The organism is Tardiphaga sp. 42S5, from assembly GCF_034044155.1.
Lineage (GTDB): Bacteria > Pseudomonadota > Alphaproteobacteria > Rhizobiales > Xanthobacteraceae > Tardiphaga > Tardiphaga robiniae.
Genome location: NZ_CP139027.1, coordinates 4,260,148 through 4,280,318, shown reverse-complemented (window position 1 = coordinate 4,280,318; position 20,171 = coordinate 4,260,148). Strand labels below are relative to the sequence as shown.

16 protein-coding genes and 1 pseudogene are annotated in these 20,171 nt (G+C 60.9%); 10 read left to right on the top strand and 7 right to left on the bottom strand.

What is annotated here, in order from left to right:
• The first annotated feature begins 48 nt into the window (after nt 1-48).
• The 6 genes from SFY93_RS19895 (at nt 49) to SFY93_RS19870 (ending at nt 5,758) form a co-directional block, all read left to right on the top strand.
• Nucleotides 49-879 carry an alpha/beta fold hydrolase gene (locus SFY93_RS19895; RefSeq protein WP_320444306.1) on the top strand — a complete coding sequence of 277 codons (831 nt, stop codon included), beginning with the start codon at nt 49-51 and terminating at the stop codon, nt 877-879.
• Nucleotides 880-1,028: 149 nt separating this feature from the next.
• Nucleotides 1,029-2,684 carry an acetolactate synthase large subunit gene (locus tag SFY93_RS19890; protein ID WP_320444305.1) on the top strand — a complete coding sequence of 552 codons (1,656 nt, stop codon included), beginning with the start codon at nt 1,029-1,031 and terminating at the stop codon, nt 2,682-2,684.
• A 272-nt stretch (nt 2,685-2,956) separates the two neighbouring features.
• Nucleotides 2,957-3,448, top strand: coding sequence for a hypothetical protein (locus SFY93_RS19885; protein ID WP_320444304.1), 492 nt, complete (start codon nt 2,957-2,959; stop codon nt 3,446-3,448).
• A complete protein-coding gene (locus SFY93_RS19880; RefSeq protein WP_320447807.1) occupies nt 3,409-3,498 on the top strand; it encodes a hypothetical protein in 90 nt (29 codons plus the stop codon). Before SFY93_RS19885 ends, SFY93_RS19880 begins: the two co-directional genes overlap by 40 nt.
• 289 nt (nt 3,499-3,787) lie before the next feature.
• Nucleotides 3,788-4,636, top strand: coding sequence for a hypothetical protein (locus SFY93_RS19875; protein WP_320444303.1), 849 nt, complete (start codon nt 3,788-3,790; stop codon nt 4,634-4,636).
• A 123-nt stretch (nt 4,637-4,759) separates the two neighbouring features.
• Nucleotides 4,760-5,758 carry a hypothetical protein gene (locus SFY93_RS19870; protein WP_320444302.1) on the top strand — a complete coding sequence of 333 codons (999 nt, stop codon included), beginning with the start codon at nt 4,760-4,762 and terminating at the stop codon, nt 5,756-5,758.
• 94 nt (nt 5,759-5,852) lie between these two features.
• On the opposite strand, the gene SFY93_RS19865 is transcribed toward SFY93_RS19870, so the two are convergent.
• On the bottom strand, nt 5,853-9,596 hold the full coding sequence (locus tag SFY93_RS19865; RefSeq protein ID WP_320444301.1) for a vitamin B12-dependent ribonucleotide reductase: 3,744 nt from the start codon (nt 9,594-9,596) through the stop codon (nt 5,853-5,855).
• Between the two features lie 754 nt (nt 9,597-10,350).
• Here SFY93_RS19865 and SFY93_RS19860 point away from each other — a divergent pair.
• Nucleotides 10,351-11,251 (top strand): annotated as a pseudogene (locus SFY93_RS19860) (DMT family transporter).
• On the opposite strand, the gene SFY93_RS19855 reads toward SFY93_RS19860, so the two are convergent.
• On the bottom strand, nt 11,214-11,825 hold the full coding sequence (locus SFY93_RS19855) for a cytochrome b (protein ID WP_320444300.1): 612 nt from the start codon (nt 11,823-11,825) through the stop codon (nt 11,214-11,216). The pseudogene SFY93_RS19860 and the gene SFY93_RS19855 overlap by 38 nt on opposite strands.
• Before the next feature lie 177 nt (nt 11,826-12,002).
• Here SFY93_RS19855 and SFY93_RS19850 point away from each other — a divergent pair, with 177 nt between their 5' ends.
• Nucleotides 12,003-13,463: a glycosyltransferase family 2 protein gene (locus SFY93_RS19850; RefSeq protein WP_320444299.1), complete on the top strand. Its 1,461-nt coding sequence runs from the start codon at nt 12,003-12,005 to the stop codon at nt 13,461-13,463.
• Nucleotides 13,464-13,466: 3 nt separating this feature from the next.
• Here the strand turns inward: SFY93_RS19850 and SFY93_RS19845 are convergent, their stop codons facing one another.
• Nucleotides 13,467-14,663, bottom strand: a complete 1,197-nt coding sequence (locus SFY93_RS19845; RefSeq protein WP_093758377.1) for a GAF domain-containing sensor histidine kinase — start codon at nt 14,661-14,663, stop codon at nt 13,467-13,469.
• A 200-nt stretch (nt 14,664-14,863) separates the two neighbouring features.
• The gene (locus SFY93_RS19840; RefSeq protein ID WP_320444298.1) at nt 14,864-15,379 is read right to left on the bottom strand and encodes a BA14K family protein; all 516 of its coding nucleotides are present in this window, start codon (nt 15,377-15,379) and stop codon (nt 14,864-14,866) included.
• A gap of 286 nt (nt 15,380-15,665) precedes the next feature.
• Here SFY93_RS19840 and SFY93_RS19835 point away from each other — a divergent pair, with 286 nt between their 5' ends.
• Both SFY93_RS19835 and aspA read left to right on the top strand, forming a co-directional pair.
• Nucleotides 15,666-16,076: an NADH:ubiquinone oxidoreductase subunit NDUFA12 gene (locus SFY93_RS19835; RefSeq protein WP_320444297.1), complete on the top strand. Its 411-nt coding sequence runs from the start codon at nt 15,666-15,668 to the stop codon at nt 16,074-16,076.
• A 307-nt stretch (nt 16,077-16,383) separates the two neighbouring features.
• Complete coding sequence (gene aspA / locus SFY93_RS19830) at nt 16,384-17,799, top strand: aspartate ammonia-lyase (RefSeq protein ID WP_320444296.1); 1,416 nt, start codon at nt 16,384-16,386, stop codon at nt 17,797-17,799.
• 22 nt (nt 17,800-17,821) lie between these two features.
• Here aspA and aroQ read toward each other — a convergent pair whose 3' ends face one another.
• The 3 genes from aroQ to SFY93_RS19815 are packed head-to-tail and all read right to left on the bottom strand — an operon-like array spanning nt 17,822 to nt 20,142.
• The gene (gene aroQ / locus SFY93_RS19825) at nt 17,822-18,259 is read right to left on the bottom strand and encodes a type II 3-dehydroquinate dehydratase (protein WP_320444295.1); all 438 of its coding nucleotides are present in this window, start codon (nt 18,257-18,259) and stop codon (nt 17,822-17,824) included.
• 30 nt (nt 18,260-18,289) lie between these two features.
• Nucleotides 18,290-19,570, bottom strand: coding sequence for a TRAP transporter large permease subunit (locus SFY93_RS19820; RefSeq protein ID WP_320444294.1), 1,281 nt, complete (start codon nt 19,568-19,570; stop codon nt 18,290-18,292).
• Complete coding sequence (locus SFY93_RS19815) at nt 19,567-20,142, bottom strand: TRAP transporter small permease (protein ID WP_320444293.1); 576 nt, start codon at nt 20,140-20,142, stop codon at nt 19,567-19,569. Before SFY93_RS19815 ends, SFY93_RS19820 begins: the two co-directional genes overlap by 4 nt.
• Between the last annotated feature and the right edge of the window lie 29 nt (nt 20,143-20,171).

The following is a 20,171-nucleotide window of genomic DNA, read 5'->3' as shown; positions in this document are numbered from 1 at the left end:
GGCATCCAAACAATACCCCCCATATATCCAACGCAGAGGAACGATCCCATGACCTCCATCACCACCAAGGACGGCGTACAGATTTTCTACAAGGACTGGGGCACGAAATCGGCCCAACCGATTGTCTTCCATCATGGTTGGCCGTTGAGCTCAGATGACTGGGATAACCAGATGCTGCACTTCGTCGGTAAAGGCTTCCGCGTCATCGCCCATGATCGACGCGGTCACGGTCGATCGAACCAGGTAAGCGACGGCCACGATATGGATCACTACGCGGCCGATGTCGCTGCGTTGGTCGAACATCTCGATCTGCGCAATGCGATTCACATCGGACATTCAACCGGCGGCGGCGAAGCGACACGGTACGTCGCTCGTCACGGTAAGGGCCGCGTAGCCAAGCTCGTGATCATCGGCGCAGTGCCGCCGTTGATGCTGAAAACCGCTGCCAATCCCGGAGGCTTGCCCATCGAGGCGTTCGATAACCTGCGCAGCCAGCTTGCAGCCAACAGGTCGCAGTTCTACCTCGATTTCTCGGGCGGTCCGTTCTACGGATACAATCGTCCTGGAGCAGAACCGTCGCAGGCGATCATTCAAAACTGGTGGCGCCAAGGCATGATGGGCAGCGCAAAAGCGCACCACGACGGCATCAAGGCCTTCTCGGAGACGGATTTCAGCGAGGACCTGAAGAGCATCGCTGTGCCAACGCTCGTCCTGCACGGCGACGATGATCAGATCGTCCCTATCGCGGATTCCGCTCTTCTGTCCGCGAAACTTCTGAAAAACAGCACACTCAAAATCTACGAGAAGCTACCTCACGGCATGTGTACGACCCACGCCGACATCATCAATGCCGAGATTTTGTCCTTCATAAAGGCGTAGATTTTTCGCTTCACGCGACCGCGTCACCGAAAGCCAAGCTCAGTCGCTCTCAAAGTGCGGCAACGGTGACGCGCGTCTGTTCCACCAAACGTTTCATTAAATGGGCCTGTTTGTCTGATACGGTACTGGGCAAATGGAGGAGCTTGACGATGAACAACGAGGACCGGGAAATGAAAGGCTCCGATCTGCTAGTGGCGGCCCTCGAAAACGAGGGCGTCGACCGCATCTTTGGCGTCCCCGGCGAGGAGAACCTCGACGTCGTCGAGAGCTTGCGCAAGTCTTCCATCGAACTGGTTGTCACGCGTCACGAGCAGCCCGCCGCCTTCATGGCAGCGACCCACGGGCGCCTCACAGGGAGGCCTGGTGTCGCCCTCAGCACTTTGGGGCCCGGAGCCCTGAATCTCTCGACAGGGGCTGCCTATGGGCTCCTGGGAGGCATGCCGATGGTCCTGATCACTGGCCAAAAGGCGATCCACGCCAGCCGACAGGCGCACTTCCAGATCGTGGACGTCGTCGCGAGCATGAAGCCGCTCACGAAACTGTCGCAGCAGATCGTAAGTGCGTCTTCGATTGCGACCGTCGTCCGGAATGCTTTCCGGATTGCGATGGAGGAGCGTCCCGGACCCGTGCACCTGGAGCTTCCGGAAGATGTCGCGGCGGAGAAGGTTTCCGGCGTTTCGGTGGTCCCGGTCCACCCGACCGATCTCCCGGCGCCCTCGACGGACGCCGTCCGGAAGGCGGCTGAGCTCATCCTCTCGGCGAAATGCCCGTTGCTCATGTTCGGTGCCGGTGCCAGTAGGCCCATGCTCGCGCCCGCGCTCTCTGAATTCGTCCGCCGGGTGAAGATCCCATTCTTCAACACGCAGATGGGGAAGGGGGCCGTCGGCGGGGCGTCCGACTACTATGTCGGCACGGCGGCGCTGAGCGAACGCGACTACGTCCATCGCGCGATCGACTGCGCCGACCTGATCATCACCATCGGCCACGACACCATCGAAAAGCCGCCATTCATCATGGGGCGTGGCCGCCATCAGGTGCTCCACATCGGCTTTACGCCGGCGACGGTCGAGGAGGTTTACTACCCGCAAGCTGAACTTATCGGCGACATTGCGAAAGGTCTCGACATGCTGGCGGCCGAGCTCGATGGGAAGCTCAAGCAGACCACGCAGTGGGACGGCGTGCGCGCGGACATCCTGCGCCACATCGGCGACCGGGCCAACGAAGACCGCTTTCCGCTGACCCCGCAGCGGATCGTCCACGACGTCCGCCAGGTCATGCCACCCGACGGCATCGTCGCGTTGGACAACGGGATGTACAAGATATGGTTCGCGCGTAACTACCGCACGGACGTCGCCAACACGCTGCTGCTCGACAATGCGCTTGCGACGATGGGAGCGGGGCTTCCGTCGGGCATGATGGCGGCGTTGCTGAATCCGAAGTGCCGGGTGCTCGTTGTCGCCGGCGACGGCGGTTTTATGATGAATTCGCAGGAACTGGAGACCGCGCAGCGTCTGAAGCTCGATCTGGTCGTGCTCGTCATCGAGGATCACGCCTACGGGATGATCAGGTGGAAGCAGGCCGTCGACGGTTTCGCCGATGCGGGGATGACTTTCGGCAATCCGGATTTCGTTGCCTACGCGCAGTCCTACGGTGCCCAGGGTCATCGCGTGACAGAGGCGGGCGGTCTGGCACCGACACTGGAGAAGGCCTTCGCGGCTGGTGGCCTCCACCTCGTGGTGGTGCCGGTGGACTACAGCGAGAATGTTCGCGTGCTCGTGGAGGAACTGGCCGATATGCAGCACTAATCCGAAAAGGATTTGCCGATACGCGAGGTCGCCTTCCTCGTCACGGTGACGACGCGAAGATTGACCCAGAACGGACTTCGTCAGCCGGTCGATGAGGCGACGAAAACCGCCAACTGGGCATCGAAAGCGCGCTTGTATATCGGCAACAACAGCTACGATCTCGCGATCGAGCGCCGCGCAGCCGGCAAGATCGATGCTGGGGCCTTCGGGCGCCCGTTCATCGCCAATCCAGACCTGGTCGAGCGACTACGAAGAGGTGTGCCGCTGACCCCATGCGCCGCGCGAGTCCTACTACGGCGGCACGCATCGCCAATTATGCTGCCGTTCCGCCGGCGTTGCGTACCAACACTGGCTTTTCGGAGACACAGGCGGGGTTCGCCGGAGGCGTTTTCTTTCTTGCTTATGCCATCGGTTCGCCGATCTTCGTCGGCGTGTATGTCGAGATGATCGCTGCGGGGAAGGTGCTGATCTTCAACATCCTCAACGAGGCCAACAAGCCGCTCCCCGCCAGCGGCGTTTCCGGCGCCGTGCTGCTGACGTCCGGAAACGACCGCGAGACGCTGCCGCTCGTCATCTCCGGAAATGCATTGAAAGCCGAAGCGAAGGGCGACATCGTCAAGGGCGCTTCGGTGACCGTCACGCTGAAAACGGCCGCCGGCAAGTCCGGCCTTACGTGTGGGGCCTGGCGTCGTTCGGCGAGGCCGGCGTGGACCGGGTGCTGCAGATCCTGGACGATGAGTTCATCACGATCATGCGGCAGGTAGGCGCGCTGGACATCAACCACATCACGCGGCGCTGCGTCACCAGCGCCTAGCCGTGCGCGACCTCTGATGAAGCAACAGCGCCTCATGCCTCGACCATGGCCGTCGACGGTTTGACCGCGCACTGCAAGACATCCAAGGGACTAGGGAAAACGCAGCGAGTGGGGCGCAATAGCGAAGCGTATTGCGCCAAGAGACAGTCGGTGGCGGATTACGTTGCGCTAATCCGCCCTACGCTGGCTCGCCTTCGCTTGCTTCGCCGTGAATGATGGCTTCGCTTGACGGGATGCTGCAATAGGGTATTCAAGATTCTACTAAAAGTAGTGTCCGTTCGGAGATCAGATGGCAAACCCGACTTATCAGGCGATCAATCGAATTGCTGAAGAAACGTTGAAGAGTCACGGGCACACTTCGGTAGGAAAGGCTATGAGGAGTCGGGACCTCGTAGATGCGATCCAAAACGAGATCAAAGCTCAAAATCTTGATGTTGTCTTGGCTCGATCCTCCATTTTTAATTACATCAGTCATGCTGCGAATAAAGATGAGAGCTCCGCAATTTTCAGTGGAGGTGCTTGGGGTGGATACTGGGTCCAAGAAGAAGCGCCCGCGCCAGAGAAACCAGTTGAAAAAGCTGAAATCCAGGATGTTCAGAACGCGCAAAAGGTCTCATTCAGCGAGCGAGATCTTTATCCGCTTGTAAGCTCTTGGCTCCAAACGAAAGGGTTCACTTCCAAAGATGTCTCCACACTGAAGGGCGGTGGAAAATGGGGGAATCCGGATATTGTCGGGGTGAAGAAAGTTGATCTTTTCGGTTCGATCGAGATTGAAGTAGCCTCTTGTGAGGTCAAGCTCTCCGAAACAGGATGGGAGCAGTATATCTTCGAGGCAATTTCTCATAAGCGATTCAGCAACAGATCGTGGTTTGTGTATCGTATTGGCGACGCGGGTCGTGCTCTGCCAAAAGCAATTGACTACTACGCGGAGAGATACAAGGTCGGCGTTGTTCAGATATTTCTAAATGACGCGGAGCTGATTGAGCTCAAACAGAAGAAAGAGGGAATCGCCGGAGAATTTCTTGACCGTGTGAACGAGAGAATTCCGGCGTTCTATGAGCAAGTGCCTCTCCAAGAGAAGGCTGATCTTTTCGATCGAGCAAAAATCGTACCCTCGTCCACGTTTGTATTTGAGTGAGTTCGCCAACTGTTTTGGGTGCCTTGAAGATCCATCATGGTCGAGCATTGCCATGATGGGCTTCGCAAAGATTTCAACCCATCCTGCATATCTATATGGAATTTAGAATTTGGGGACAATTAGGTGCGCGTTTTCATTGACGAGAGCGGTTCATTTAGCAACTTCCAAGCCGGGTCAATCAGCGTTGTCGGAGCGCTCGTCATCCCAGACGTGATGATGGACAACCTCGCGAAGAAATACGCGAAGTTGAGGGCGAGTCTTCCGCAAGATAAAGGAGAGGTGAAGGGGAGACTCCTAACTGAGAAGCAGGTGGACAAAGTAGTTATGTTGTTGGTCCGCAATGAAGCGCTTTTTGAGATAACGGCCCTCGATTTCGGACTGCACCAAGAAGACGCCGTTCTTGGGTACCAAAAGAAGTTGGGCGAGCAGATGTTGGCAAAGGTGAAAAACTTTAGAGAAGACGTACAGCTCGAGGTTCAAGCGGCTAGTGAGTACATCTTAAAGCAACCTGTTAACTTATTCCTTCAGGCCTTGGCGACCTTTGATGTCTTGCATCATGTTATCAGTCGGGCGACGACATTCTTCGCGCAGCGCAAGCCCTATGAGCTTAGCTCTTTCTCGTGGATCATCGACGGCAAGGAGCCGGCTAAGGTCACAAAGTGGGAAGAATGGTGGGCTCACTACGCACAGGGCGCGCTCGCGAGCATGTCAAAGAGAAGGCCGGCGGGGATACTTCCAGAAGGCTTCCATGCGGATTATTCATTTTACAGCAAATTCAACGCGGTGGATGAGAGCGGACAGGGTACTTCGCTAAGGCTTCTTCTTAAGGACATCCAGTTCTGCTCAGATGTGCAGTATGGACTCGAGTTTGTGGACATTCTGACGAATGCAGTTCGTCGCGCTCTCGTCGGAAATTTAAAGAGTGAAGGGTGGCAAAACATCCATCGTTTGATGATCCACGACAATAACGGCCCATATATTTCATTCGTTCTTATTCAGGAGGCAGGCGACGTCGTTCACGACGCTGCTTATGCGAAAGTGGTCAATGAAGGCTTTTCAAAGAATGGCAGGCCGATGCTCACCAAGCGCAACCTTCGCCTCGCGCTGGCTGCTCAAGCGTAGCAAACCTCTGATAGCTGTGTGAACGTAAAAGGCTCCCAAGTGGGAGCCTTTTCGTGGATGGCCGGGTCAAGCCCGGCCATGACGTCGTCTGAACTCAGCTACACCCCGTTGTGCTGCCGCACGTATCGCACTTCATGCACGTGCCATTCCGCACCAGCGTGAAGTTCGAGCACTCGCCGCACATGTCGCCTTCGTAGCCCTTGGCTTTCGCTTCGGCGCGGCGTTCGGCCTTGCTGGGCGCGGCGGCAGCGGCGCTGCCGGCTTTGCTCCAGGCTTGTGCCTCCAGCTTTTCGGTCGGCGAGAGCGCGTGCTCGGGCTCGGCGGTCTTGAGGGCCACCGCGGCATCTCCGCTTCCGTGACGGGCGGTGGCGCCCGACGCGTTCAGCGAGGTGACGTTGCCCGAAGCGCGGGCGTCGGTGTTCTCAGCCGGGGCCGGCGCGCGCATGACGACGAGGTTGTCGGTGCGCGAGCGGGTCAGGCCCTTGGAGACATACTTGTTCTGGTCGGCCGGCGCCTTGCCTTCGTCCTCGCCCTTGCCGAGCGCATCGAAGCCCGACTCGGAGACGTCGACATGGCCGAGATCGAAGCGCGACATGTAGGAGACCGCGAGTTCGCGGAACACATAGTCGAGGATCGAGGTCGCGAACTTGATGCTGTCGTTGCCCTGCACCGGGCCCGCGGGTTCGAAGCGGGTGAAGGTGAAGGCGTCGACATATTCCTCCAGCGGCACGCCATACTGGAGACCCAGCGAGACGGCGATGGCGAAGTTGTTGATGAAGGAGCGCAGCGCCGCGCCTTCCTTGTGCATGTCGATGAAGATCTCGCCGAGCCGGCCGTCGTCATATTCGCCGGTGCGCAAGTACACTTTGTGACCGCCGACGACGGCCTTCTGGGTGTAGCCCTTGCGGCGATCCGGCATCTTCTCGCGGTCGCGCATGACCACGATACGCTCGACCAGACGCTCGACCACCTTCTCGGAGATCGCGGCGGTGCGGGCCGCCATCGGCTTCTCCATCAGGTTCTCCAGCGCATCCTCATCCTCGTCATCATCGCTGATGAGCTGCGAGTTGAGCGGCTGCGAGAGCTTGGAGCCGTCGCGATACAGCGCGTTGGCCTTCAGCGCGAGCTTCCACGAGAGGAGGTAAGCGGACTTGCAGTCCTCCACCGTGGCGTCGTTCGGCATGTTGATGGTCTTGGAGATCGCACCCGAGATGAAGGGCTGCGATGCCGCCATCATGCGGATGTGGCTTTCCACCGAGAGATAGCGCTTGCCGATCTTGCCGCAGGGATTGGCGCAATCGAACACGCTGTAGTGCTCGGCCTTCAGGTGCGGGGCACCTTCCACCGTCATCGCGCCGCAGATGTGCACGTTGGCGGCTTCGATCTCGCGCTTGGTGAAGCCGAGCGCGGCGAGCAGGTCGAAGCCCGGAGCCGCAATGGCTTCGGCTTCGATCTTGAGGACGTCGCGCAGGAAGTCCTCGCCAAAAGTCCACTTGTTGAAGGCGAACTTGATGTCGAAGGCGGTCGGCAGGGCAGCCTCGACCTTCTTCAGCGCCTCATCGGTGAAGCCCTTGGCCTTCAGCGTCGAGGCATTGATGCCCGGCGCGTTGGACAGCGAACCGTGACCGACGGCATAGGCCTCGATCTCGGCGATCTCGCTTTCGCGATAGCCAAGCACGCGGAGGGCTGCGGGGACGGCGCGGTTGATGATCTTCCAGTAGCCGCCACCGGCGAGCTTCTTGAATTTCACCAGCGCGAAGTCAGGCTCGATGCCGGTGGTGTCGCAATCCATGACCAGGCCGATGGTGCCGGTCGGGGCAACCACGGTGGTCTGGGCGTTGCGATAGCCATGGAGTTCGCCGAGTTCGAGGGCGAGATCCCAGGCGATCTTGGCGCGGGTGACGATGTCGGCCTGTGGGCAGGAGGCATGGTCGAGCGCCACAGGCGCCACGGCCAGGCCTTCATAGCCGCGGGTTTCGCCATGCGCCGCACGGCGATGGTTGCGGATGACGCGCAGCATGTGGGCTGCGTTCTTCTTGTAGCCGGGGAACGGGCCGAGCTCCTTGGCCATCTCGGCCGAGGTGGCGTAGCTGACGCCGGTCATGACAGCGGTGAGGGCGCCGCACAGCGCGCGGCCTTCCTTGGAGTCATAGGACAGACCCATTGTCATCAGCAGGCCGCCGATGTTCGCATAGCCGAGGCCGAGGGTGCGGAACTCGTAGGAGAGTTCGGCGATCGGCTTCGACGGGAACTGCGCCATCATCACCGAGATTTCGAGCACCATGGTCCACAGACGGCAGAGATGCTCGTAGGCGTGGATGTCGAAGGTGGCCGAGGCGGTGTCGTAGAAGGTCAGCAGGTTGGCCGAGGCGAGGTTGCACGCCGTGTCGTCCAGGAACATGTATTCCGAGCATGGATTGGACGCGCGGATATCGCCCGACGACTTGCAGGTGTGCCAGTCGTTCATGGTGGTGTTGAAGTGCAGGCCGGGGTCGGCCGACGCCCAGGCGGCGTAGCCGATCTTCTCCCAGAGATCGCGGGCCTTGATGGTCTTCATGACCTTGCCGTCCTTGCGGGCGATCAGGTCCCAGGTGCCATCGGTCTCGACGGCGCGCAGGAAATCGTCCTTCAGCGAGACGGAGTTGTTGGAGTTCTGGCCGGCAACGGTGAGGTAGGCTTCGGAATCCCAATCGGTGTCGTAGATCGGGAAGTCGATGTCCTTGTAGCCCTGCTTGGCATACTGGATGACGCGCTTGATGACGTTGTCATTGACCAGCGAGCGGCGCGCGAGCTTGATCTCGCGGCGCAAAGCCGGGTTCTTCTCGGGATCGAAGCAGTCGTCGCCGGAGCCTTCGCAATTCACGCAGGCCTTCAGGATGGCCTTGAGGTGCTTCTGGTTCATCTTCGAACCAGTGACCAAGGCCGCGACCTTCTGCTCTTCCTTCACCTTCCAGTCGATGTAGGTCTCGATATCCGGATGGTCAGCATCGACCACCACCATCTTGGCCGCGCGGCGCGTGGTGCCGCCCGACTTGATGGCGCCGGCAGCACGGTCGCCGATCTTCAGGAACGACATCAGGCCGCTTGAGCGGCCGCCGCCCGACAGCTTCTCGCCTTCGCCGCGCAGCTTCGAGAAATTCGAGCCGGTGCCCGAGCCATATTTGAACAAACGGGCTTCACGCACCCACAGGTCCATGATGCCGCCTTCATTGACCAGATCGTCCTCGACGCCCTGGATGAAGCAGGCATGCGGCTGCGGATGTTCGTAAGCCGACTTCGACTTGGTCAGCTTGCCGGTCTTCCAGTCCACATAATAGTGGCCCTGGCCGGGACCATCGACGCCGTAGGCCCAGTGCAGGCCGGTGTTGAACCACTGCGGCGAATTCGGCGCGACCATCTGCTTGGCGAGCATGAAGCGCAGCTCGTCATGGAAGGCGTGGGCGTCGGCTTCACTGGTGAAGTAGCCGCCCTTCCAGCCCCAATAGGTCCAGCAGCCGGCGAGGCGATCGAATACCTGCTTGGACGAGAGCTCAGAGACGAAGCGCTCTTTCTCGGGCAAAGCGGCGAGGGCCTCGGTGTCCGGCACCGAGCGCCACAGCCACGACGGCACGGTCTCTTCCTCGACCTTCTTCAATTTGGCGGCGACGCCGGCCTTGCGGAAATACTTCTGGGCCAGCACGTCGGAGGCGACCTGCGACCACGAGTCGGGCACTTCAACGCCTTCAAGCTTGAACACCACGGAGCCATCCGGATTGCGGATCTCGGACGTGGTGTGGCGGAAGTCGATCCCGGCATAGGGCGACAGTCCTTCGGTGGTGTAGCGGCGTTGAATCTGCATCGTGGTCGTGCCCCGTCTTAAGCCCGACACCCCATCTGGCGGCATCGGCGATTTCTGTTAGCGACGTCTGGGTTGCCCCAAATTCGCCGCAGCTTGGCCGGGTGAACCGGTCCTGTTTTCTCTGTGGAGCATGTGCTGGCCGTCATCTCGGCCACCCGGGACTGCCGGGGTCATGCTTCCTTGGATCGGGCTTCCTCGCTGTTGCGGGTCGACCTGATCCTAACGCCTCACCACGCTGTTTGAGCCGGTTTCCGGCCCGTTTTTTAGTGCTCCAAACGCCGACTTTCCGGCCCGGATTCCAGGACGCAAATCCCCGATCCCGTAGCCTCGACTGGAGGACGGAGCGGTCAATCTGGAACCCGTTTGGGAGCGTCCGACGGGACAAAAAACGACCCGCGCCGAACAGTTCGAAAACTAGGCCAAACCGATCTCACCCGTCAAGGAGTAGTCGGGGTTCCTGAATCAAATACTAAATATGGTGGAAAGGGTGGATAACCAAGGGGGCAGAGCGCGCCTCGATTGAGGTCAAGTATCAGTGAGTCCTCATGGATTCGGAAGTCAAAAATATTTCTAAAACTGTCCGGAATCGGAGCTGCGCCCACTGTTCACAGCCCAACTTTATTTTGTCATCCAGGGATTGCGTTTGGGGGGACTCAGGCGCAGCGGTGGTTGCCGGGCAGGTTCCCTCCACCGGCAGTGGTCAGACCCTTCAACTGCGCGCATGGTCCCGCCGATTCCTCAGCCGGTTCCCTCCATGACAATGCCCAGTCCCCCCGTTTCGCGCGCGCGAATCGCTCCCTTCGGTCTCGTGTTGCTCGCCATCGCGTCGATCGCCTGGGGTCTGAACTGGCCGGTGTCGAAAGCGCTGCTGTCGGAATGGCCACCGCTGTCGGCGCGCGGCAGCACCGGCATCGTCGGGGCATTGCTGCTGGCCGGGATCGCCGTCTGGCGCGGCGAAAGTCTTCGCGTACCGCATCATCAATGGTTGCATCTGGTCGTGCTGGCGGGCCTGAACGTGTTCGGCTGGATGGCTTTCGTCGGCTTGTCGCTGCTGTGGCTACCGGCCGGCGAGGCCGCGGTGATTGCGTTCACCATGCCGGTCTGGGCTGCCGGACTGGCCTGGCTGATCCTCGGCGAGCGCCTGTCGATGCAGCGGATCGTGGCCATGCTGATGGCCTTTGCCGGCATCGCCGCGTTGATGGGGGGGCGGTGGTCTGGCCGCGAGCGCGGAGAAGCTCCCGGGAATCGCTCTGGCGCTGCTGGGCGGGTTCGGCTTTGCGCTCGGCACGGTGCTGGCCAAGAAGTTCGGGCTCACGCTGCCACTGGTGACGTCATCCGCCTGGCAGATCGGGATCGGTTGTGTGCCGGTGCTGTTGCTGGGTCTGATCTTCGAAAGCCCGCATTTTGCAGCACAGACGCCGCTGGGCTGGGGGCTGCTCGCCTATGTCGTATTGGTGGGGTTCTGCATCGCTTATGTCTGCTGGTTCGCGGCGCTCAAGCAGTTGCCGGCCTCGGTGGCCGCAATCGGGACCATGGCGGTGCCCGTGATCGGCGTGGTCAGCTCGGCCATCGCCCTGCGGGAACCGCTCGGCGCCATGCAGATCGCGGCCCTGGTATTTACGCTGGCGGGCGTTGCGCTGGCGACAAGGGGCTAGGCGCGGGCGCGTCGCCACCGGGCCACATCCGCTGCAGTTCGGGATGGCCGTCCCAGAACTGATGCTTCAGCGCGGCGGCGATGTGCAGGCTGACCAGCGCGTAAAGTGCATAGGACAGCCAGACATGAATGCCGCCGAAGATGTCGTGCAGGCGTTCCTTGAGGGCTGGCTCGACACTCATGATCCAGCCGATCCGCGGCCACTGGAACAGGCCGAACAGGTACATTGGAATCTCGCCGGCCGCCTTCCACGCGGAATCGTGCATCCAGCCGGACAGCGGCAGTCCGATCATCAGCACATAGAGCGCGAGATGCGCACCATGTGCGGCGGCCTTCTCGGCGGGCGGATAGGTCTCGGGCAGATCAGGCGGCTTGTTGGCCGCGCGCCACAACAGGCGCATCAGCACGAGGCCGAGCACGGTGATGCCGAATGACTTGTGCGCATCGATGACGAACCGGATGTTGTCCTCAGGAATGAGGTTCACGCTCCAGATCAGCGCGACATTGAGTGTGATCAGAACGGCAATCAGCCAATGCAGGATCATGGCGATGCGGCTGTAACGTTGAATCGGCATTTTCTGTGCGTGCATGGAATAAGTTTAAACAGGATTTGTCTTTTGAGGCATGACGACTTTGTGTGTTCGTCGTGACCGCAGTCACGCGCTATTTGATCGCGGCTCCGCAACTCGATCACGATTCACGCGTAGCTCTCGCAGGATCGGTTTGCTCGAACGCGCGATTGAATTGACGGCATGACAATATCCCTTCAGGCGGCCTTCGCCGCCGCATCGCCGCGTATCACACCGCGCCGGATGCCGTTCATCAGCCTGATGATCTATCTCGCCGTAATCGCGCTATGGGCGCTGCTGTTCGGCCGCGCGTTCTTTTTGAACAGTATCTGGGCGTGGTCAGCGGGCATGGTCTATATCGCCTATGACACGGTGCTGATGCTCTATGTGGTGTGGCAGACGCTGCCGCTGGCAGTGTCCGCGCGTGGTCCATCTGGAGCGGTTGCTGCGCAATCGCGTCCATCGGTGGGCATCCTGATAGCCGCGCATAACGAAGCACTTAATCTGCCGGAGGCGCTGGCCGCCATCGCACGCCAGTCCGATGCGCCGGATCTGATCCTGATCGCGGATGACGGCTCGCGCGATGCAACTGATACGCTCCTCCGTGACCGCTACGGTCTCGCCATTCCGGCGGTCGGCCAGAGCAGCATCGGCCAGTTTAGCAGATCGAGACTGCAATGGCTGCGCCTGCCGCATCAGGGCAAGGCGCGGGCGCTGAACACGGCGATCCTCAAGGCCGATACCGACATCGTCATCACGCTGGATGCCGATACGTTTCTGGCTGACGATGCCATCGCCGAAATGCGCGCGGCCTTTGCTGCAGATCCCGCGCTGGTCGCGGCCGGCGGCATTCTCGTGCCGGTCTGCGACGACAGCGCCAGCGGCCGCGTGATGCAGTGGTTCCAGACCTACGAATATATCCGCAACATCATCTCGCGCTTCGCCTGGATGCGCGGCAACAGTCTGCTGCTGATCTCCGGCGCCTTTGCTGGCTTCCGCAGGGAGGCGCTGGTGGCCGTCGGTGGCTTCGATCCGGAGTGTCTTGTCGAGGACTATGAGCTGACCCACCGCATGCATCGCTATGCCGTCGATCACGGCCTCGACTGGCAGCTTCGCATGATCGGCACGTCGCTGGCGCGCACGGAAGCGCCGTCTCACGTCATGACGTTCCTGCGGCAGCGTCGGCGCTGGTTCGCGGGCTTCCTGCAGACGCAATACTGGAATCGCGACATGACCGGCAATGCGCGTTACGGCCGGCTCGGCCTGCGGATGCTGCCGATCAAGGCGCTGGATACGCTGCAGCCGATCTACGGTCTCACGGCCTTCGCGTTGCTGCTGGCTTTGCTCGTCACCGGCAAGACCGCCATCGCCGTGCCAGTATTCGGTCTGATCACCGCGAAGATCGTCGCGGATTTCCTGGTCTATCTCTGGACCGTGCATCTCTATCGGCGCCTGACAGGCGGCCGCACGCGGACGCGTTTTGTCGCAGCGGTATTCGCGGCGATCCTCGAACCGTTCAGTTTTCAGTTGCTGCGTCACGCCGGCGCGGCCTGGGGCTGGATCGCGTTCCTGCGTGGCAATCACGAATGGGGCTTTGCGCCCGCCGCATCGCCCCCGCGTCAGGCACCTAACGCGGGCGAGTAGTCGCTAGGCCGGTTTCGCCGCCAACGGCACTTTCACAGTGAAATGCGAACCGTGGGTGAGGTCAGACTTCACCTCGATCACATGGCCGAGCGCTTCGGCCGTGCGCCGAACGATCGATAGTCCGAGGCCAAGGCCCTCGCTGGCCGGATTGATCTGGTGGAAGGCATCGAAGATCGCGGTGAGCTGTTCGGCGGGAATGCCCGTGCCGGAGTCCAGCACCTCGATGGTCACCGCGTTGGCGTGCTTGCGACAGCCGACCAGCACGCGACCGCGTTCGGTGTATTTGATGGCATTGCCGACGAGATTGCCAAGAATCGCGCGCAGCATGCCGGGATCGCTGACAACCTGCGCCTTGCTCGGCACAATGACGAGGTCGAGGCCCTTGGCTTCGGCATGCAGGCGCCAGTTGGCGCTGATCGACTCGAACACGTCAGAGATCGGGAACGATCGCAGGTTCGGAATCCCAAAGCCGGCATCCAGCACAGATGTCTCGGCGAGACGGTCGAGCTCTTCCGCCATCCGCATGCCGGCATCGATGGCATAGCCGAGCCGCTCACGATCCTTCTCGTCGGTCAGCTTGTTGCGGATGCGGTCGATCGCCATGATCATGACCTGCAATGGCTGCTTCAGGTCGTGGCCTGCCACCGCCATCAGGCGACTGATATTGCGCTGAAGCCGATCCGACAGATGCAGCGCCCGGCGGAATTCCATCTGCGCCATGACCTGGCGGGCGAGGGCCGCCAGCACCTCGCGCTGTTCGGTCGACAGCACGCGCGGCTTATCATCGAGCACGCAGACGGTGCCGAGCGGCAGGCCGTCCGGTGTGCGCAGCAGTGCGCCGGCATAGAAGCGCAAATGGGGCTCGCCGGTCACCAGCGGATTGCAGTCGAATCTTGGATCCTTGGTGACGTCCTCGACTTCGAGAAAACTGTGTTCGAGGATCGCATGAGCGCAGATCGACTGATCCATCGGCGTCTGCCGCACGCCGAGACCGATCTCCGACTTGAACCACTGCCGGCCGTCATCGACCAGACTGATGATCGAGATCGGCGTCTGGCAGACATAGCTGGCGATCTTGGTGATGTCGTCGAAGGACGGCTCAATGGCGGTGTCGAGAATGCCGTAGGAGCGCAGCGCCTTGAGGCGTTCGGCTTCATTGGGATGGAGCCTGGCGATCTTCGGCTTGTCTGACGCGTCCACTGAACCTGCCCACACCCGACGTCGACCCATCGAACCGGTAGATAGGTCCACATGTCTACCAACACTGCGCGCGAGTTCCCTGAATGTCCCCCGTACGCTGCACCCACGTTCTTAGACCTTGAGACAGCAGGCGCAAACCAGAAACGACAAAAGACGATGCCGCGAGGCACCGTCTTTTGCGTAACGCTTAGATCGTCGTGTTACGGGCAGGCGTGACGCAGGCCGTCATAACCGAGATAGGTGCCCGTGCGGACATTGTACGACTTGTAGGTGCGGATGCAGTAGTCAACGTCGCCGCCGCCGGTGTCGGGAGCGACTTCGACCACGTCCGGCGCGTCGTCATAATAGCTGCTGCCGTAATACGGGCTGCCGCCATAATAGCCGTAGGAATTCCCGTAATAGCTGCTGGCGGCTAGACCGCTGCCAATAATGGCGCCGGCTGCGAAGCCCGGGCCGTAACCGCCGCCACGCCAGCCACCACCGCGCCAGCCGCCGCCGTGATTCCAGCCACCGCCGCCAGGGCGCTGGCCGCCATGCCAGCCGCCACCTCCGCCACCAAAGCGCTGACCGCCGCCAGAGAACGTGCCGATCGTGCGCGCACCGCCGGGGCCGACGCCCACGACCTTGGTGTTTTGCGCGTAGCTGGGGGTCAACGCGAAGGCGGGGATGGCCACAGCGACGGCTGCTGCGACACTCAAGATTTTCAAATTCGTCATCGTTTGCTCCTGTCTGGGATGCATGTTCAACCCCCTGAAGGGACTGCCGTTCCCTGCCGCCACGCGGTTATTGCGCAACGGCAGAATGATGGTCCGGAACTGTATGCGGCATGAATGGATTGCGCCGTTTCTGCGACCGCCGGTACTTTGGAGATAGGGTTCGGGGGAGGCCCATACGAGGCTTGTCACGATCAGTTGCAGGCGGCGATCGGTCGCGGCGGCAACTGGACATTTGGCGGCCCGGATGGCATCAACAGCCGACGAAAACCTTCGAACGGTTCAAAATATGAAACAGTTTCTGCTGAAATTCTTCACGTGGTGGAGCGGGACGACCTTCGGGACGAACCTGTGGACGTCGCGATTCGGCGAACTGGTCGGCACCGACGAGCAGGGCAACAGATATTACCGTACCAAGGGCGGCAAGATCGACCCGACGCTGGGCTTCGAGCGCCGCTGGGTGATTTATAACGGCTATGCCGAAGCCACCAAGATCCCGCCGGACTGGCATGGCTGGATCCACCACACCGTGGACGTGCCGCCGACCGAAGAGAATTATACGCCGCGCGAATGGCAGAAGCCGCATCAGCCGAACCTGACCGGCACGCCCGCAGCCTATCGTCCGTCTGGTTCGACTCTGGCCAGTGGCCGGCGTCCCAAGGCGACTGGCGACTACCAGGCCTGGACGCCGGGCTCGTAACAACTCACCCGTTCTGGACGACCGGTTGTGCGGGCCGCTCTGCGGCGCGCGCGGCCTCGCATTGTTTCCAGCCGCCAGCTCTTGCAGTGAGACCGGCAAGCACGTCCGGCGTGCCGCCCTGGATGAGCCCGCTTTATAGGGCGGCGCCGGATTGTACTCGATCGACTGGGCTGGGGCGGATACGATATAGCCGTAACATGTGAGTTCGAGATGTTAGGTTTCGAAAGCTTACTGGGCATGATCGGGGACGGGGACGGCTGACGAGATCAATCGTCTGTTCACAGGCGACAACTCAGGAAAATCCGACATGACCAACGACACGCGCAGTGAGCACGACCTGTTGGGCAACCGCGATGTTCCGGCCGACGCCTATTACGGCGTTCATACGCTGAGGGCCGTTGAAAATTTTCCGATCACCGGGATTCCGATTTCCATCTATCCCGAACTCATCAGCGCGCTCGCCGCGATCAAGCAGGCGGCGGCACTGTCGAATATGGAGCTGGGGCTGCTCGACAAGTTACGCGGCGATGCGATCATCGCTGCCTGCGAGGAAATTCGCGCCGGTCGCCTGCATGACCAGTTCGTGGTGGACGTCATCCAGGGCGGCGCCGGGACCTCCACCAACATGAATGCGAACGAGGTGATCGCCAATCGTGCGCTGGAAATTCTCGGTCATGGCAAGGGCGACTACGGATACCTGCACCCGAACGAACAGGTCAATATGAGCCAGAGCACCAACGACGTGTATCCCACGGCGTTGAAGATCGCGACCTATCACGGCGTGTTTCACCTGATCGATGCGATGGCCGTGTTGCGCCAGGGTTTCGAACGCAAGGCCGAAGAGTTCAAGGATGTCCTGAAAATGGGCCGCACCCAGTTGCAGGATGCGGTGCCCATGACGCTCGGTCAGGAGTTCAGCACTTACGGCGTCATGATCGGCGAGGACGAGGACCGGTTGCGCGAGGCAGCACTGCTGATTTGCGAGATCAACATGGGTGCGACAGCCATCGGCACCGGGATCACGTCCCATCCGGACTACGCGCGTCTGGTCTGCCTGCATCTCGTCGCCATCACGGGCATGCCGCTGGTCACCGCCGTAAACCTGATCGAAGCCACGCAGGATTGCGGTGCGTTCGTGCAGTTGTCCGGCGTGCTCAAGCGGGTGGCCGTTAAGATTTCCAAGATCTGCAATGACCTCCGGCTGCTGTCGAGCGGCCCGCGCGCCGGTTTCAACGAGATCAATCTGCCGGCGGTACAGGCAGGTTCCTCGATCATGCCGGGTAAGGTAAACCCGGTTATTCCCGAGGTCGTGAATCAGGTTGCGTTCGAGGTGATCGGCAATGATCTCACGGTGACGTTCGCCGCCGAGGCTGGCCAGCTTCAGCTCAACGCGTTCGAGCCGATCATCGCGCACAGCCTGTTCAAGAGCGTCAGCCATATGCGGGAGGCTTGCCTGACGCTGGAAAAGCGTTGTGTCGCGGGTATCACCGCGAACCGCGAACGTCTCCGTGCCTATGTCGAGAATTCGATCGGCCTCGTTACTGCGCTCAATCCCTATATCGGCTACGCCAATGCGACCGCCGTCGCGGTCGAGGCCCATGCGACCGGCCGCAGCGTCTACGATCTCGTGCTGGAAAAAGGTTTGCTACCTGCAGCGACCCTTGCCGCCATTCTCCACCCCGACGTACTCACCAAGCCCCAGAGCATGTTGATCCGCGAATGAAGGCCGCATCGGCCCGGCGCGATCAACGCGTAGGCATCTGCGCGACCGCCAGCATTGCTGCGACATAGCCGTACGGTCCGAGACCGCAGATCACAGCAGTGGCAGCTTGCGAGAGCAACGAATGGCGATGATACTTGTCGCGCGCGTGGATGTTCGAAATGTGCAGCTCCACGATCGGTCCCTCGAACGCTTTCATCGCGTCGAGCATGGCGATCGAGGTGAACGAATAGCCCGCGGGATTGATGATGATGGCGTCGGCATCCTGACGGGCCGACTGGATGAGGTCGACCAGAATGCCCTCGTGGTTCGACTGGTGGAACGCCAGCGTCAATTTGAGTTTGACTGCCTGCTCCTCGCAGCTGGCCTTGATCTGGTCGAGCGTGGTGGTTCCGTAGATATGCGGCTCCCGCACGCCGAGCAGGTTGAGGTTGGGACCGTTGAGGATCATCACGCGTCTCATTGTCTTGCTTCCTTCTGCTAGCACCAACCGCTAGCCACCAAGCCATTTTGCCGGCACCAGCACGAGCGACGGAAACAGCGTCAGCAAGGCCAGCACTACCAGTTGCGCGATCATGAATGGCCAGACGCCGCGCATGATCTCGTCCATGCTCACCTTCGCCACGCCGCACACCACGTTGAGCACCACGCCGACGGGCGGCGTGATCAGTCCGATCGCGTTGTTGATGATGAACAGCACCCCGAAATAGACCGGGTCGATGCCGGCCTCGCGAACGATCGGCATCAGCACGGGCGTCAGGATCAGGATGGTCGGCGTCATGTCGAGCGCGGTGCCGACGATGACGACGATGATCATCAACACGATCATCAGCAGTGTCTGGTTGCCCATGAAGGGGCGGGCCAGTTCGACGATCTGGCCGGAAATTTCGGCCACCGTGATCAGCCACGATGACACGAGCGCCGCCGCGACCAGGAACATCACCACGGCGGTGATCTGGGCTGAACTGATCAGGATGTTCATCAGCTGCGCCAGCGTCAGCTCGCGATAGACGAACGTTGCCACGATGAAGGAGTAGACCGCAACAACGACGGCCGCCTCGGTCGGCGTGAAGATGCCGAAGCGGAGGCCGACGATGATGATCATCGGCAGCATCAAGGCCCAGAAGCCGTCGATCAGCGCGCGAAATATCTGCGCCAGGCTCTGGCGCGGCGGACTCACCGAGTTCTCATTACGTGCAACCCACCACCAAGCAAGGCACAGGCTGCCACCGAGCATCAGGCCCGGCACCACGCCGGCGAGAAACAGTTTTGAGATGGAAACGCCGGCGGCAACGCCGAAGATCACGAATCCGATCGAAGGCGGGATCACCGGCGCGATGATGCCGCCGGCGGCGACGAGGCCGGCTGCGGAGGCGCGGTTATGCCCGGCCGCAACCATCATGGGGACCAGCAATGCGCCGAGCGCGGCGGCGTCGGCGACGGCCGACCCGGACAGCGATGCCAGGATGCAGGAGGTCAGGATCGCGACATAGCCGAGGCCGCCGCGCAGATGGCCGACAAGGGCGATGGCGAAGTTCAGGATGCGGCGGGCGAGGCCACCGGTGTTCATGATCTCGCCGGCCAGGATGAAGAACGGCACCGCCATCAGCGGGAAGGAATCGACGCCATTGATGACGTTCTGCGCGATGATCTGGGAGTCGAATATATCCAGATAGGTCATCAGCGCGACGCCGCAGATGATCAGGGCGAACGCGATCGGCATGCCGATGGCCATCGCGCCGAGCAGCGAGAAGGTGAAGATGCTGATGGTCATCGGCGGTCGTTCCCGTTGGCAGGGGCGGGCGCCGCAGGGACATGCTCCTCGGATTCACTGATGGCGATCAGCGCCGATGTGGCGAGTTGGCCGGTGAGCAGGCGATAGAGGTCATGCAGCAGGATCGGGATTGAGGCGACGCCGAAGACGAGACCTGCGGCGTAGAACAGGCCGACGGAGAGACCGGAGGCGGGCGCTGTCGTGTCCCAGTTCAGCACCGTCTGTTTCCACGAGCCTTCGGTGAGCAATACAGAGGCGTAGAGCATCAGCATGTGACTGAGCGCGTAGCAGATCTTGCGGCCCGTGGGTGACAGCAGCTTCACGAAACTGTCGACGCCGAGATGGGCGTGTTCGCGGAGGCCGACGATGGCGCCAAGAAACACCATCCAGACGAACAACCAGCGCGACAGCTCTTCCGAAATGGCGATGCCGGAGTTGAAGACGTAACGCAGCACGACATTGCCGAAGACGAGGACGACCATGGCGGCGAGCAACACCGCCATGACGATCTTGATCGACCGGTAATAGGCTTCGACGATCCTGCTTGTCGCAGTAGTTGATGAAGCGGGCATGGATGCTTTCGCAGTGAGCGTGGGGTCGC

What these genes read in the sequence shown, in the direction of transcription:
- SFY93_RS19890 (WP_320444305.1), top strand. Translation starts at nt 1,029, where the DNA reads ATGAACAACGAGGACCGGGAAATGAAAGGCTCCGATCTGCTAGTGGCG.
- SFY93_RS19835 (WP_320444297.1), top strand. Translation starts at nt 15,666, where the DNA reads ATGAAACAGTTTCTGCTGAAATTCTTCACGTGGTGGAGCGGGACGACC.
- SFY93_RS19875 (WP_320444303.1), top strand. Translation starts at nt 3,788, where the DNA reads ATGGCAAACCCGACTTATCAGGCGATCAATCGAATTGCTGAAGAAACG.
- SFY93_RS19865 (WP_320444301.1), bottom strand. Translation starts at nt 9,596, where the DNA reads ATGCAGATTCAACGCCGCTACACCACCGAAGGACTGTCGCCCTATGCC.
- SFY93_RS19820 (WP_320444294.1), bottom strand. Translation starts at nt 19,570, where the DNA reads ATGACCATCAGCATCTTCACCTTCTCGCTGCTCGGCGCGATGGCCATC.
- aroQ (WP_320444295.1), bottom strand. Translation starts at nt 18,259, where the DNA reads ATGAGACGCGTGATGATCCTCAACGGTCCCAACCTCAACCTGCTCGGC.
- SFY93_RS19885 (WP_320444304.1), top strand. Translation starts at nt 2,957, where the DNA reads ATGCGCCGCGCGAGTCCTACTACGGCGGCACGCATCGCCAATTATGCT.
- aspA (WP_320444296.1), top strand. Translation starts at nt 16,384, where the DNA reads ATGACCAACGACACGCGCAGTGAGCACGACCTGTTGGGCAACCGCGAT.
- SFY93_RS19840 (WP_320444298.1), bottom strand. Translation starts at nt 15,379, where the DNA reads ATGACGAATTTGAAAATCTTGAGTGTCGCAGCAGCCGTCGCTGTGGCC.
- SFY93_RS19850 (WP_320444299.1), top strand. Translation starts at nt 12,003, where the DNA reads ATGACAATATCCCTTCAGGCGGCCTTCGCCGCCGCATCGCCGCGTATC.
- SFY93_RS19895 (WP_320444306.1), top strand. Translation starts at nt 49, where the DNA reads ATGACCTCCATCACCACCAAGGACGGCGTACAGATTTTCTACAAGGAC.
- SFY93_RS19815 (WP_320444293.1), bottom strand. Translation starts at nt 20,142, where the DNA reads ATGCCCGCTTCATCAACTACTGCGACAAGCAGGATCGTCGAAGCCTAT.
- SFY93_RS19855 (WP_320444300.1), bottom strand. Translation starts at nt 11,825, where the DNA reads ATGCCGATTCAACGTTACAGCCGCATCGCCATGATCCTGCATTGGCTG.